The organism is Roseibium sp. (assembly GCF_965216085.1).
Lineage (GTDB): Bacteria > Pseudomonadota > Alphaproteobacteria > Rhizobiales > Stappiaceae > Roseibium.
The window spans coordinates 2,479,650-2,493,346 of the sequence record NZ_OZ244138.1; the positions used below are offsets into that span (position 1 = coordinate 2,479,650).

At 55.0% G+C, this 13,697-nt stretch carries 12 protein-coding genes; 11 read left to right on the top strand and 1 reads right to left on the bottom strand.

From position 1 onward, the window contains the following. Nucleotides 1-82: 82 nt before the first annotated feature. The 6 genes from ACOOFE_RS11475 to ACOOFE_RS11500 all read left to right on the top strand — a co-directional run bounded on the left by ACOOFE_RS11475 (nt 83) and on the right by ACOOFE_RS11500 (nt 6,071). Nucleotides 83-1,111, top strand: a complete 1,029-nt coding sequence (locus ACOOFE_RS11475; protein WP_141186567.1) for a branched-chain amino acid ABC transporter permease — start codon at nt 83-85, stop codon at nt 1,109-1,111. A 4-nt stretch (nt 1,112-1,115) separates the two neighbouring features. Then, entirely contained in the window at nt 1,116-2,261 is a 1,146-nt protein-coding gene (locus tag ACOOFE_RS11480; protein ID WP_420415036.1) for a branched-chain amino acid ABC transporter permease, read from the top strand. 11 nt (nt 2,262-2,272) lie between these two features. Beyond that, nucleotides 2,273-3,028 (top strand): ABC transporter ATP-binding protein, encoded by a 756-nt coding sequence (locus tag ACOOFE_RS11485; RefSeq protein ID WP_141186569.1) that lies wholly within the window; start codon nt 2,273-2,275, stop codon nt 3,026-3,028. A 44-nt stretch (nt 3,029-3,072) separates the two neighbouring features. Continuing rightward, a complete protein-coding gene (locus ACOOFE_RS11490; RefSeq protein WP_141188779.1) occupies nt 3,073-3,807 on the top strand; it encodes an ABC transporter ATP-binding protein in 735 nt (244 codons plus the stop codon). A 94-nt stretch (nt 3,808-3,901) separates the two neighbouring features. Next, a complete protein-coding gene (locus ACOOFE_RS11495) occupies nt 3,902-5,026 on the top strand; it encodes a calcium:proton antiporter (RefSeq protein ID WP_420415037.1) in 1,125 nt (374 codons plus the stop codon). A 100-nt stretch (nt 5,027-5,126) separates the two neighbouring features. Next, entirely contained in the window at nt 5,127-6,071 is a 945-nt protein-coding gene (locus ACOOFE_RS11500) for an ornithine cyclodeaminase family protein (protein ID WP_420415038.1), read from the top strand. Nucleotides 6,072-6,080: 9 nt separating this feature from the next. On the opposite strand, the gene ACOOFE_RS11505 is transcribed toward ACOOFE_RS11500, so the two are convergent. Beyond that, nucleotides 6,081-6,932: a GNAT family N-acetyltransferase gene (locus ACOOFE_RS11505; protein WP_420415039.1), complete on the bottom strand. Its 852-nt coding sequence runs from the start codon at nt 6,930-6,932 to the stop codon at nt 6,081-6,083. 280 nt (nt 6,933-7,212) lie between these two features. Here ACOOFE_RS11505 and ACOOFE_RS11510 point away from each other — a divergent pair, with 280 nt between their 5' ends. The 5 genes from ACOOFE_RS11510 to ACOOFE_RS11530 all read left to right on the top strand — a co-directional run bounded on the left by ACOOFE_RS11510 (nt 7,213) and on the right by ACOOFE_RS11530 (nt 13,681). After that, on the top strand, nt 7,213-7,899 hold the full coding sequence (locus ACOOFE_RS11510; RefSeq protein WP_420415040.1) for a hypothetical protein: 687 nt from the start codon (nt 7,213-7,215) through the stop codon (nt 7,897-7,899). Next, nucleotides 7,896-9,830: an adenylate/guanylate cyclase domain-containing protein gene (locus ACOOFE_RS11515; protein ID WP_420415041.1), complete on the top strand. Its 1,935-nt coding sequence runs from the start codon at nt 7,896-7,898 to the stop codon at nt 9,828-9,830. Before ACOOFE_RS11510 ends, ACOOFE_RS11515 begins: the two co-directional genes overlap by 4 nt. 83 nt (nt 9,831-9,913) lie before the next feature. Beyond that, the gene (locus ACOOFE_RS11520) at nt 9,914-11,905 is read left to right on the top strand and encodes a M23 family metallopeptidase (RefSeq protein ID WP_420415042.1); all 1,992 of its coding nucleotides are present in this window, start codon (nt 9,914-9,916) and stop codon (nt 11,903-11,905) included. Nucleotides 11,906-11,999: 94 nt separating this feature from the next. After that, complete coding sequence (locus ACOOFE_RS11525) at nt 12,000-12,296, top strand: PAAR domain-containing protein (RefSeq protein ID WP_420415043.1); 297 nt, start codon at nt 12,000-12,002, stop codon at nt 12,294-12,296. Nucleotides 12,297-12,592: 296 nt separating this feature from the next. After that, nucleotides 12,593-13,681, top strand: a complete 1,089-nt coding sequence (locus ACOOFE_RS11530) for a hypothetical protein (RefSeq protein ID WP_420415044.1) — start codon at nt 12,593-12,595, stop codon at nt 13,679-13,681. Nucleotides 13,682-13,697 lie beyond the last annotated feature (16 nt).

Consider the following 13,697-nt stretch of genomic DNA (forward strand, 5'->3'; position numbering starts at 1 on the left):
GAACTAAAGCAGCCGCCGGAGGTGTATCTCCGGCGGCTGTTTTCTGAAATGAGCCTATGGCTTTGGAACGAGCGGCAAAATCATGGATGTGATTCTACTTCAACTGCTTAACGGGCTGGACAAAGGCGGAGCCTATGCGCTGATCGCCCTTGGATTGACCCTTATTTTCGGTACCCTCGGTGTCGTGAACTTCGCTCATGGCGCGTTGTTCATGCTTGGTGCTTTCTGCGCGGTGACCTTCAACAGACTGTTGAGTGTTGAATTGGTGACCTTGGACCCAACCAAAACAACAGCCTGGGGAACACCTCTGGAGGTCCGGGTTCCTTATGTGGAGGCTTATCTCGGCGATTTTGGCGCCTGGATCCTCAACTACTCGGTTCCTGTCTCCATCCTTGTCGCTATTCCGGTGATGCTGCTGATCGGCTTCATCATGGAACGTGGACTGATCAAACACTTCTACAATCGGGCGCACGCTGACCAGATCCTCGTGACATTCGGTCTTGCGATCGTAATTCAGGAAATCATCAAGTCTATGTATGGCGCAAATCCGATCCCGCAAACAGCACCAGAGGCTGTTCGCGGCGCTGCGGATATCGGCGCTATTTTCGGATTTGATCCTGGGGTCATCGTTTACCCTTACTGGCGTATGGTCTATCTCGGCTTTGCCGCTGCCGTGATTGCCGCTGTCTTTGCTTTCCTACAATTCACCACCTTTGGTATGGTGGTCAGGGCCGGCATGGCGGACCGCGACACAGTTGGTCTTCTCGGCATCAATATCCAGCGCCGTTTTACGATTGTTTTTGCAATCGCTGCCGTCGTCGCGGGACTTGCCGGGGTCATGTACACACCGATCCTGCCACCTGATTACCACATGGGCATGGACTTCCTCGTTCTGTCGTTCGTTGTGGTTGTTGTGGGCGGAATGGGCTCGCTGCCAGGCGCTGTCTCAGCCGGTTTCCTGCTTGGAATTCTACAGTCATTTGCCTCCATGAACGAGGTCAAGGCAATCCTGCCGGGCATCGACCAGATCATCATCTATCTTGTTGCCGTGGTCATCCTACTCGTGCGTCCGCGCGGGCTGATGGGCCGCAAAGGCGTCATGGAGAACTAAGAACATGGTCAAAAACTCATCTCCTTCGCTTGATCTGATCTACTTTCTGGTCTTTGCAGGCGCCGTTCTGACAATGCCGATTTGGCTGACCCCGATCGGGGCTGGTTATCCGGATCTCTTGCAGAAGTTCGCAATCTTTGGTCTCTTTGCCACTGGCTTCAACTTGCTGTTCGGCCTGACAGGTTACCTGTCCTTTGGTCACGCGGCATTCTTAGGCGTCGGCTCCTATACTGCGGTTTGGTCGTTCAAGCTTCTGGGTATGAACCCGATCCCGGCCGCGATCCTGGCGGTGCTGACAACCGGCTTGTTTGCCTTGGCAATCGGCTACATTTCGCTGCGCCGGTCGGGCATCTACTTCTCCATCTTGACGCTCGCCTTTGCACAGATGTCCTACAATCTGGCGTATTCTGTGCTGACGCCGATCACCAACGGTGAAACCGGCCTGCGCGTTCTGGAAAGCGATCCTCGGATTTTTGACGGCGGCGGGGCTGCCGACGGTCCGCTGATTTCCAATCTCTTTGGCATCGAAATGACGGGCTATTCTGGCTTCTATTTCTGCGCCGTTGTGATGCTGATCGGCTTCTTTGTTGCCCAGCGGATCTTCCGCTCGCCGTTCGGTATCATGCTGCGCGCAGTGAAGACCAACCAGAACCGGATGACATACACAGGGCTCAATCCGCGTCCTTATACGTTGGCCGCGTTTGTCATCTCCGGCATGTATGCCGGTCTTGCCGGCGCGTTGATGTGTATCACGGATCCGCTGGCCGGTGCTGAGCGCATGCAGTGGACGGCGTCGGGTGAGGTGGTTCTGATGACCATTCTCGGCGGTGCTGGCACGTTGCTCGGACCGATTTTCGGCGCGGCCTTGATCAAATACTTCGAGAATATCTTCTCGGCATTCAATGATCAGACCTTGCATGAAATCTTTGGTTTCTTGCCGGATTTCCTGGAAACGCCTGTCGTGGCCATCTCTGGTCTGTTTGTCGGCGAAGGCTGGCACCTGACCCTGGGTGTTCTGTTCATGTTGATCGTGATCTTCCTGCCAGGAGGCTTGATGGAAGGGTTCGCACGGATCGGACGTTTGTTTAAGCGCATAACGTCAAAGTCTGACACAGACACCCGTGGTGCGACCACGGCCCCTGCAGAGTAAGGAAAACATAGATGGATATCCTTAAAGTAGAGGGCGTGAACAAGTCGTTCGGCGGACTGAGAGCCCTTAATGAAGTGAACTTTTCGGTGGAAGAGGGAATTGTTCACGCAATCATCGGGCCAAATGGGGCCGGCAAGTCGACGTTCCTGAACTGCATGATCGGCCGGTTGGCGCCAGATACCGGCACCGTGATGTTTGGCGACATCTCGCTCACCGGCATGAAGCCTTATGAAATCAACCAGGTCGGCGTGTCCCGCGTGTTCCAGACACCGGAAATCTTCACGGATTTGTCGCTTTTGGAAAATGTCATGATCCCGAGCATGGCCAAACGCGATGGCGTCTTCGCACTTCAGGCATTCAAACGCCTGGACCAGGATGCGGAGATCATCGACAAGGCCATGCACATGCTGGAAGACGTTGGTCTGGCAGAGAAAAAAGACATTGTTGCTGGTTCGTTGTCACGCGGTGATAAACGGCGCTTGGAGCTGGCGATGTGTCTGTCTCAGGATCCGAAACTTCTGCTCCTGGATGAGCCGACTGCGGGCATGTCCCGTGCAGATACCAACAACACCATCGATCTTCTGAAACGGATCGGCGATCGCGGCATTACCAAGGTGGTCATCGAGCACGACATGCACGTTGTGTTCTCGCTGGCCGATAAGGTCTCTGTGTTGGCTCAGGGCGCGATCATCGCCGAAGGCAAACCGGAAGACATCAAAGGCGATCCGCGCGTACAGGAAGCCTATCTCGGAGGAGCGCACCTGTGACGACTATTCTGGAAAACCAGTTTGAGGGCAAATCCGCGCCGGGTATGAAACCGGTGACGGCAAAGGGTGGTGCACCTGCCTTTTTCTCCGCTTGGGATTTGCATGCTTACTACGGCGAAAGTTACATCGTTCAGGGTGTGAATTTCGATGTTCGTGAAGGTGAAATCCTGGCCCTGTTGGGCCGGAACGGCGCCGGCAAGACGTCGACATTGCGCGCAATCGCAAGGATGGATGATCCGCAGCTGACACGTGGCGAGATTTGGCTGGATCACCAGCCGCTGCACGATATGCAGAGTTATCAAGCGGCTCGGGTCGGCGTTGGTCTTGTCCCTGAAGACCGGCGGATTATTCCGGGTTTGACGGTTGAGGAAAACCTTGAGCTGTCGCAAATTGCCGAGCCGAAGGGCTGGTCGATTGAGCGGATTTATGAGCATTTCCCACGTCTTGCCGAACGTCGGATGCAGGAAGCGGTGACCATGTCCGGCGGCGAGCAGCAGATGCTCGCCGTTGCCCGGATCCTGGCCCGCGACATCAAGCTGCTGCTGCTGGATGAGCCTTATGAAGGTCTGGCTCCAGTGATCGTTCAGGAAATCGAGCGGATCTTGGAAGGCGTCAAAGAGCTTGGCATGACCACGATCATCGTGGAGCAAAACGCCATCGCTGCGCTTCACCTGGCAGATCGTGCTGTGATCTTGGATATGGGTGAGGTGGTGTTTGACGGCACAGCCCAGGAAGTTCTCGACAACGCTGAACTTCGCCAGGAGTATCTCGCGATCTAAGTTTCTGGACACTGTTTTTGAGAAGCCGGCGCTTTGTGCCGGCTTTTTTTGTTTGTTGGTCCCGTCGAAGTTCACGCCTATAGTCAATATTACCATGACTATGGCCGAGGGCGACCGTTTGTCTATTCTAAGATCTGAACTTCCCAGCATCGTAGCATTTCTTGTATTTGCCGGATTTAAAGTTGCAGGCGATGCGGTGAAACCGGATACGGTTGGAACGGCGGGCAGTCTGATTCTGCTGGCGCTGATTTTTGCCGTGGTAATGTGGTGCGCGTTCTCTGTTGTCCGGCATGCAGAGTGTTTGGCAACGCTTTTTGGTGAACCCTATGGCACTTTGATCCTGACACTCGCCGTAATCGGCATCGAAGTTGCCCTGATCGTTGCGATTATGTTGTCCGGCGATGCGGTCCCCACCATGGCGCGGGATACCATGTTTTCCGTCATCATGATCGTTTTGAACGGGCTTGTCGGCTTGTGTCTCCTGCTGGGCGGGCTCCGGCACAGGAACCAAACTTACAATCTGCAAGGGGCCAACGCCTTTTTGTCAGTCCTGTTGCCTTTGGCGGTGTTCGCGCTTGTTTTGCCGCGCATCACGCATTCCGCGCCGGGCGGTGAACTGTCGAGCGTCCAGGCAGGTTTTGAGATCGTCATGTCTGTATTGCTCTATGGCGTGTTCCTGGCGATCCAGACGGTCACCCACAGCGATATCTTTCAGCAGCCCGATGCAGGCGGCCATGATGATGGCCATCATGATGTCGTTGTTCGGACAGTGCCGTTCCATGTCGTGGGGCTTATGGGCGCGCTGGTGCCAATCATTTTGCTCTCCAAAAGCCTGGCACTTTATGTCGAGTTTGGCATTGAAGCGGTCGGAGCGCCGATTGCGTTTAGCGGGTTCATTGTAGCGGCGCTTGTTTTGATGCCGGAGGGGATGAGTGCAGTTCAGGCCGCGCGGGACAACAAACTGCAGCGGGCGGTCAATATCTGTCTCGGCTCAGCTGTTGCGACTATAGGCCTGACGGTGCCTGCAGTGCTGATCGTGGGCTGGGTCACCGGCCTACGGATCGAGCTGGGCCTGGAAACTGCGGACATCATCTTGCTGATGCTGACCTTGTTTGTCAGCCTGTTGACCTTCGGCAGCCGAACCACAAATTACCTTCAAGGCGCGGTTCATTTGGCTTTGTTTGCCGCCTACATCATGATGATCTTTGATCTGTCCTGAACCTGATTCCGGTAATGTGTGTTTATTCCGTTCTGGTGCTTGGTCTGGCGGAACAAATATGATTTGGTGGCGCGATCTTTTTCACATGTACCGGTAAACCATGCTGCTTTTGTCCGAAGACCAAACCCGTCAGGCCCTGCCATTTCCTGAGTTAATCGACAGTTTGGACGAGATTTTCCGCACCGGTTGCGTGATGCCGACCCGTCATCACCATGACATCGAGATGCAAGGTGAACCGGATGCGACCATGCTGTTGATGCCGGCCTGGGTCCCCGGCGAATACAGTGGTGTAAAGGTCGCAAATGTCGTACCGGGCAACTCAGATCGCGGCCTGCCAGCTGTCTCGGCCCAATATCTGCTTTGTTCTGCCAAAACCGGTGAAATGCTGGCCTTGATTGACGGGGGTGAACTCACAGCGCGCAGGACAGCGGCCGCATCGGCTTTGGCCGCGCGGTACCTGGCACGCGAAGACGCGGGTCACCTGCTTATTGTCGGCACTGGCCGGTTGGCGCCCAATTTGGTTGGCGCGCATATGGCTGTCCGGCCGATCTCCAAAGTTACAATTTGGGGAAGATCTCAACATAAAGCGGCTGACTTTGCTCGGCAAATCAGTGCCACTTATTCCATCAATGTGGCAGTTGCTGAGGAGCTGGAAGCGGCTTTGGGAGAGGCCGATATCATTAGTGCTGCCACCTTGTCGAACGACCCACTGGTAAAGGGAGCCAAGGTCAAACCTGGCGCACATGTCGATTTGGTCGGAGCCTTCAAGCCGTCAATGCGCGAAAGCGATGATGATCTCATCAAACGCGCCGATCTATTTGTCGACACCCGCGATGGCTGCCTGGTGGAGGGGGGCGACATCGTCCAGCCGCTGAAGGCTGGGCTGATCACACCTGAAGACATTCGGGCAGACCTTTATGATCTTTGCCGGGGAACATATCCGGGCCGGCAAACAGATGACGCGGTCACACTTTTCAAATCCGTCGGTGCTGCGCTCGAAGATCTGGCTGGAGCCATGCTCGCTTATAAAACCGCGAGTAATTAGAACAGCCCGTTAGCCGAGTTCAAATGTTGTGATGCCAAACATCTGATCGAGTGGAAGATCAGGGGCAGGGCCCTTGTACATGCGGAAAGTCTCAAACTCCGGCGACATCTCGTATTTTTCGACGAGCAGCAGCGCTGCGGCGTTTGGTTCAGGTGTGTCCAAAATGACGGTCTGTCCTTTCACCTTGCCTGCAAAGGCCTTGAAAAGGGTTTCTGCGATCTCCGGGGTGTCGGCAAAGAGCGGGCCGATTTTGTATCCATCTCCGCATTGACGCAGGACGCCGTAACCTTGCACCTCTCCATCTTCAACAAAAGCAAAGCCGTTGCGGGTTTCTGCCGTTGGTGAGGTCCACAGTTTGAGAAAATCGCTTCGTTCTGCCGGGAAGAAACGCCGGTCATACTCCTGGAGAGACGGAAACAAATCCTGATCCAGCGGAGTGAGCCGAGGGTCCATAGGCGTGCCACAAGTTGACGTGCCGACATACCGGACATTCCGGTAGACGGGTTTGAACCCATGTTTGGCGTATCGTGGGGTCTGTTCCTTGACGGCATCGAGCCCCAAGGTCCGGCCGTCGAGGTAACTCATGGCATGGTCCCAGATGAGCTGCCCATAGCCTTTGGCCCGATGTTCCGGTTTTGTGATAAACAGCCCGATAAAGCCGAAGTCATGACCGTAGCGCACAGCTGAGATAACGGTGACCAGTTGTCCGTCTGCCTCGCCGGCAAAAAAACCAGTTTGATCCGCTTCTAGAAATGCGGCCGCATCTTCGAGCCCAGGGTTCCATCCTTCATTCGCTGCCAAGTCGATGGCGGTTTGAATATCTTCCGGGCCGAGATTTCTGATTTTTAGGTCGGTGGTCATGATTTCTCCGGGAGATTGGGGCTTGATAATGGCACGCGGTGTGAAAAGGCTACCATAGGCAAAAAGGGAGTTATCTTTTCATTTCTATGATAATCTGAGTGGATTCAAGAGTTTGGGCAAGGTAACAACAAATGAGTCTGGAAGAAAATTTTCTATTTGGACCGGAAACAGTCATTTTGTGACAGCCGCCACATGAAGATCCCAGACAGTTGTTATATTAAATTACACAAGGCCTCTGCACAGGACGCAGTGCCACAGAATTATTGTACAGGAGACTGACATGACGGTCCTATCCGGTTTCTTCTTCGCCTGTCCGAAGTCCGCCCGGATGAAAGCTGCCGGTGCTGCCATCGGGGGCATTCTGGCAGCCGGGGCTGCGCAGGCTGAACCAATCGCACTTGTTCTGGACAAATCCGAAGCAGTGACGTTTCCAGCCTTTACAGAATTGTCTCCCGGCGATGTCGTGGAACTTGGCAATTCCGGGCATATCGATCTTCTCGACTACAGCGCCTGCCGCGAAGTTCGGATCACATCTGGCCGGGTCATGATCTCTTCGACAGGCTATGTTGTTGACGGCGGTGTCGAAAAGGAACTGCGCGCCGGAAATTGCCTCCAGGCTGACAGTGGCAGCACTCCGAGCGCCGATGAGAAAAAGGGCCTTACGGTCACTTTGCGCAGCATAAAAGCGGCCAACAAGACGGCCGCATCGTTGATGCTGCGCTTTGATGAGCAACTGAAGACAGATTACGATACGGTCTTTGTTGCCTTTGAGGGCGGCGCGCCGAAACGCTTCGAACTTGGCGAAAACATTTTGACTGACATGCCTGTCCGCAGTGAAGAAACGGACAAGGTCGATGTCGAGTTGTTCTTCCAAGGTAAGGCACCGGACTTCGGTGTGGTTATGCGCAAGTTCACCATCGACCCGGCTTCTGTTGGACGGAAGACCGCTGTTGTCGTGGTAAAATGACAGCCGACAGGCGCATATCAGATCAGTTTACCAGCCGGAAACGGCTTGTTGTGGCGATCGCAATTCTGGCGATCGCCGCTGGTACTTTGCTTGGGTTGACTGCCGACAAGGCGATCTGGGAAGGCTGGGTCACCGACCGTATCTTTCAGCTGCGTGCGCATTTGTTCAAGTCAGACGCACCTCCGCCGTCTCCGGTTGCGGTGGTGGGACTGGATCAGGTTTCCCTCGATTCTAAACGTCTGGCGACCGTGCCGCGTGTCTTCATGACACCGGTTTTTGCCGAAGCTGGGCAGGCTATTTTGGACGCTGGCGCTGTCGGGGTCGGATATGACTTTGTCTTTGCGTTTAGTGCAGATTCTTTTGCTGATCCAAATTCCGGCGAAGCCCGGCTACGCGGATTTGACCGGCCGTTTCTCGGGTTTTTATACCGCAACCGCGGCAAGGTTTTTGTTTCCAGAACAAGCACGGGTGTCCCGCACCGGTCTGTGTCCGCAGCGGCCGGGGCATCCGGTGTCCGGTATGCGGAAGTAACGCCTGATAACGATGGGGTGGTTCGCCGTCATACGCCGCAGCCGCCGCTTGATGAATCTCCCTTGCTGATTGATGCGTTGCTTGCGAGCGTACGGTCATCGGCATCTGACAGTTATGTCGCAGTACCGGAAAACCGACTGGCGACGTCGTTGCCGTATCTCTCCCTGCTAGATGTTCTGGCTATGGCGGAGACAGAAACTGGCCGGGAAAAACTGCGGGACTTTGCAACCGGCCGGGTGGTTCTCTTCGGCAGCACAATGCCGAATGAAGATGAGCACCTTTATTCCGACCGGTTCTTACCTTGGCTGCCAGACACCCTTGCAGAGACCGGTGAAAGCGGCCGGCCGTATGTCCGCCATGCAACTGCCGGGGTATATGTCCTGGCCGATTTGATCGGGGCCGCATTATCAGGCCGCACGGCTTTAGATCCGCCACCCGGGACGCTCTCAGTAATTGCCGTGTTATTTGCGATTTTTGGCGCGTGTGCGGGCCTTTTGTTGCCGCTCTCCGTTTTACCCATCGTTGCTGCAATTGGTATGAGTGCTGGATTGAGCCTGAGTTTTGTTGGCCTCGATTTTGGCTATTTGTTGGCCCCAGGCGTCGCACCAGTCGCGGCCATTTCTGGTATGGTTGTCGCTGCGATCGGCAAGGTTGGCGTACTGCAACGGCGGCAGCGGTCACTGGTGCGCCTCTTCGGTCATTACTTGTCTCCGGATGTCATTCAGCAAATGGCCCAGTCTGAGGAATTGCCGGAGCTTGGCGGGGAGACTCGTTATGTCGTGGTTGCCTTCATCGATATCGTCGGTTTCACCAAGATGTCCGAACGGTTGCCGGATCATGAAGTGGTGCGGGTGGTCAACACAAGCTTTGATGCCATCGGACAGGTGATCACCAAACACGGCGGTTACATCGACAAATACATTGGCGATGCCATCATGGCCGTGTGGAACGCCCCCAATACTGTTGAATTTCCGGAGCAGGCAGCGGTTGATGCGTCGCGCGAGATCGTTGAGCTGCTGGATGGCATTCGATCCCAAACCGGTCAGACCGCGCTGGATCTTCGCATCGCGCTGAACTCCGGCCCTGTCCTGGTTGGGGATATCGGTGGCCAGCACCGGCGGTCTTTCACTGTGATGGGCACGACTGTGAATACTGCGAGCCGGATCGAAAGTGTTGCTAAGGATAAAAAGGTGCGCCTGGCCGTGAATGATACGGTCGCCAGCAAATTACCGGAAGATTATCCGGTTAAAAAGATATGGAGCGGGCAGCTTCGTGGTTTAAGCCATGACACGCATGTGTTCACTCTGGACGTGCCAGCGATGTACATGGAGCCGGATAAGGAAACCGGTGACCAAAAAGACCGGCGGCAACCTCCGAAACTGGTCAAGTTTCCGCGTTAGTTGTTTGAATTATGCGCTTTTTCGGGCATCATTTGATTGCTACCTGTAATCAGGACAATCGATTGTGATGCCAGTGAGGCCGTATGGGTGAGTGGCCGGACAATCCACCAGGCGGACAGCCGCGGCCGGAGTTTGACAAGACCATCATCCGGCCTGCATCGTCGACTGCGTTTAAAGCTGCCGAAATTGTCCAAGCTGACCCAGGGCCGCTCGACAAAAGTCCTGCAAAGCCCCAACAATCCAACGGAAAATCCAACCTCTGGAAGTTTGCTGGCATCGCGGTAATCTTTTTGCTCTTGGGAGCTGGTGGTGGCAGTGTCGCGCTCCTCATCAGTTCCGGTGCGATCACGTTTTCTTCGCCAGAGGACGGTCAACAGAGCACAGCTGAATCCGTAACAGAGCAGGCGAGGGTGGAAGACCCTGCGGTCAGAGACTCACAATCTGAACAGGCAATACCGCCAGGCCAATCTGAAGACGCGCAGGAACAGGTGACTGCTGAGGTCAATTCTGACGAGCTCGAAACGCCGGCTGATCCGTTTTATGACATGGCCTTGTCTGCGGTGATCCCGCTGGCTGGTGATCCGGTATTGCTCCGTTCCTCCGACGCCCATCAACGTATCGAATTGTCGGAACGCCCTCTGGGACTGGACAGCGGCAGCGACAAGTTTGGTCTTGCCAATGCGGCGGCTGCCTATGTGCTCGACAGTCAGATGCTGGATGAGAGCGGAACACTCGTGATCCGCGCGCCTGGGACCGAGGCAGATTTTCAGTTTGGCAATTTCGGCGGCGGTCAGGATTCTGATAGCCTGGATATTGTTGAAGAAGATCCCGCGGATGCCGGAGCCGCACTGCCGGTGTTTTTGAAACCGGCAACCAATACCTTGGATCTTTATCTGAATGAGCGGCCGATTGGTCAGGGTGCCCATCGGATTGAAATTCGGGAAGCTGTTTACAAGGCGGTGCCAATTGAGTCCTATTTGACCGCGCACGGGTTCGACAAAGACATGGCGGCGGACGCCGCAGGGTTCATGAAATCCGAGTTTGGACGGGGCGATTTTGTCGCGGGCGATAAAGTCGCTGTTCGAGGTGTTCGTTTGCCCAATAAGATAGGCCGGATCGGCGACTATTACCGGCCGGTTCAAATGTCCCTCTATGCCGCCGACGGCTACTTGGGAACGGCCTCGCTTTCCACCAGCCGGGATCAGGCGGGGTATGTGGCGGGCGCAGATCCCTGGTTCGGTAAACCCTTTGAGCAGGAAGAACCAGCTGAGGACAAAAAAGACGGCAAAACCAAAAGCCACCGCCTGATCGACGGTCTTTACGCAACTGCTATCCGAAATGCGGTTCCAGCCTCGATTGTCGGTGAGGCGATTGCTTATCTCGCCCCAACCACAGACCTGAAACGCGCCGTCAAACCGGGCGAACGGTTTACGCTGCTGTTTTCAGCTCAGCCCAGGGATGAAAAACGCGGTGGTGGCCGGGTTCTTTTTGCCGGTGTCCGGCGGGGCGACAATTGGTCGGTCCGCTGTTATGTCCTCAAAGCTCCGGGAAGTCCGCGGTTCGCCTGCGTCAACGAAGGCGGCAAAGTCAGCATTTCCGGTGCGATGCTGGTTCCGGTCAAAGGTGTTTTGACATCGAAATTCGGCATGCGGTTTCATCCGATCAAAAAGACCTCCCGCCTTCACGCCGGTGTGGATTGGGCCGCGCCGACGGGCACCCCCATCCGGGCGGCCTTTTCAGGCAAGGTCAGTTACCGCGATGTCCGCGGCGGCTACGGCAATTTCATTGAACTGCGTCACAAAGACGGCATCACCACACGCTACGCACATTTGCATGAGTACGGTGAGGGTATCGAACTGGAGTCGGTCGTGCAGGCAGGAGATCTGATCGGCTATGTCGGGACGACAGGCCTCTCCACCGGACCGCACCTTCATTTTGAAATCCGCCAGCGCGGCGAGCCGACCGATCCGTTGGCTTTTGAGATGGAGACCGGAACCGATGCGCCGCAGACGGTGTCTAGTCCGGCTTTGAAAGGGTACCGGGACTTTGTTCAGACGGTCCTGACGACACAATAGGCTCGGTCAAACTCCGTTAGTTTGTGATGTAAATCGCAATCAATGGACCAGTTTTGGAGTATAGTGAGCCAACGAACCGAGACAGGAGCTTTTAATGAACCGTCCGGCTGCCCGATTGGGCGATTTTCACGTGTGCCCCATGACACCGATCCCTCCCGGATTGCCAATCATTCCGCCGTGTGCGGTGACAACGCTGATCGGAAAGCGCCCGGCCGCGCGGATGACAGATCTTTGTGCCTGCGTCGGTCCGCCGCCGGCGAATGTCGACCCGATCATCATGGGATCGATCACAGTATTGGTCAACGGATTGCCCCTTGCCCGGATTGGGGACCCAACCCTGAAAGGTGGCGTGATCACCACCGGTGACTTCACCGTCTTGGTTGGCGGTTGATTGTTCATCGGAAAAAATATCTCAGCATCCTATGGAATGTTTGAAGAGAATTTAGATGCATATTTTTGTGCGTTACCTGGATTGCATGTAAAGAAAATCACATTTAGAATATTTACTATGTAATTTCTGTTTTTTGTATTCAATTTAAATTTAATATCTGCGTCTAAATTCGCTGATGTGTGTTCTGTAGCACTTAAAAAATCTTCGAAATCAAATAAATTGTTTGCGTGGGCAAAGAAACCCGGAAGCAAACTTCCCGGCCCTGAAAAGTGCCGTCGGAGTTTGGGAGAGTTGCCGTGCCAAACAATACAGAATTTGACCGTCTTGCCGAAATGTCCGCTCAGCTTATGGGAAAAACCTCTGCTCTGGCCGCTGTTGCTGCTGCTCAGGAGCGGCTGGAGATGCGGGTCGTTTATCATGGGCAAAATCTTGAAACAGAACGCCATGTCCGCCATGCGCAGCGCATGGATGACGCGGTCAATCAATTGATTGTCCATGTCGTCGTGTCGATCGCAACGCTCGGTCTGACAGCGGCTGTGGAAGCCGTCATGGCAGGCGCCTATGTCGCCGAAGGGGCCTATGCAACAACGCAGGGCGTTCGATATGCCCAAGCAACAGCTGCCGTTGAAGAGGCGTTGGCCGCAAAGGCCATTCTGGACAAGATCAACAATGTTGTCGCGATCGCGCGGAATCCGGCCCTGCGAAACATTCTGATTGAATACCACGCAGTCAAACTCATGGTTGAAGCGCCAGTGGTCGGGGTTCAATACGCCCTGGAACAATGGGCTGAGCAGCGGCAAGGGCATGCTTATGAATTCGATCTTTTGGATTCCCCGGAAAATGATGGTGGCACTTTCTTCCGGGAACGCGATGGCAGCGCCCGGCGCCCCGGGGTGGGCGATCTAAAGGATGCGGCTGAATTTTTGAGATTGGCCAAACAAGTCTATGACCGCTGGGGCCGGGATCAACAGACAGAGCGGGCTTTCCTGGAACGGTTGGCGCGGATTTGCGGCGAAGCATGCCGGACGACATTGAACCAGGATATCGGCGGAATTCAGCAAGACACTCAGGTCTTTCTAGGTCTTGATGGAATGCGCTTTGGCGAAATCGATGATGTCTTGAACAGGGAGGTATCTGCCCTGGTTCGCCGGGAAAATCCGGATATCAGCGATTATGACCTCCGGCTCGCCGTCTCTTCGGTACTGGTGCAGTACTGGCAGCGCCCCTACAGCGAGCTGACGCAAATGAAGGCTCGATTACAGGTGCAAATTCAGAGTCTGACGACCGAAATTGCTCGATTAGAGCGGCGGATCCGTTTGGCGCTGAACAACCAGCCCGCGCTTCGGTTCGGTTACCGTCCGACGATCGGTGAACCGGCTTATTGATCGGCGTTAACCGCAT

Coding starts and splice junctions, on each gene's coding strand:
- ACOOFE_RS11475 (WP_141186567.1), top strand. CDS start 83: ATGGATGTGATTCTACTTCAACTGCTTAACGGGCTGGACAAAGGCGGA.
- ACOOFE_RS11480 (WP_420415036.1), top strand. CDS start 1,116: ATGGTCAAAAACTCATCTCCTTCGCTTGATCTGATCTACTTTCTGGTC.
- ACOOFE_RS11485 (WP_141186569.1), top strand. CDS start 2,273: ATGGATATCCTTAAAGTAGAGGGCGTGAACAAGTCGTTCGGCGGACTG.
- ACOOFE_RS11490 (WP_141188779.1), top strand. CDS start 3,073: ATGAAACCGGTGACGGCAAAGGGTGGTGCACCTGCCTTTTTCTCCGCT.
- ACOOFE_RS11495 (WP_420415037.1), top strand. CDS start 3,902: ATGACTATGGCCGAGGGCGACCGTTTGTCTATTCTAAGATCTGAACTT.
- ACOOFE_RS11500 (WP_420415038.1), top strand. CDS start 5,127: ATGCTGCTTTTGTCCGAAGACCAAACCCGTCAGGCCCTGCCATTTCCT.
- ACOOFE_RS11505 (WP_420415039.1), bottom strand. CDS start 6,932: ATGACCACCGACCTAAAAATCAGAAATCTCGGCCCGGAAGATATTCAA.
- ACOOFE_RS11510 (WP_420415040.1), top strand. CDS start 7,213: ATGACGGTCCTATCCGGTTTCTTCTTCGCCTGTCCGAAGTCCGCCCGG.
- ACOOFE_RS11515 (WP_420415041.1), top strand. CDS start 7,896: ATGACAGCCGACAGGCGCATATCAGATCAGTTTACCAGCCGGAAACGG.
- ACOOFE_RS11520 (WP_420415042.1), top strand. CDS start 9,914: ATGGGTGAGTGGCCGGACAATCCACCAGGCGGACAGCCGCGGCCGGAG.
- ACOOFE_RS11525 (WP_420415043.1), top strand. CDS start 12,000: ATGAACCGTCCGGCTGCCCGATTGGGCGATTTTCACGTGTGCCCCATG.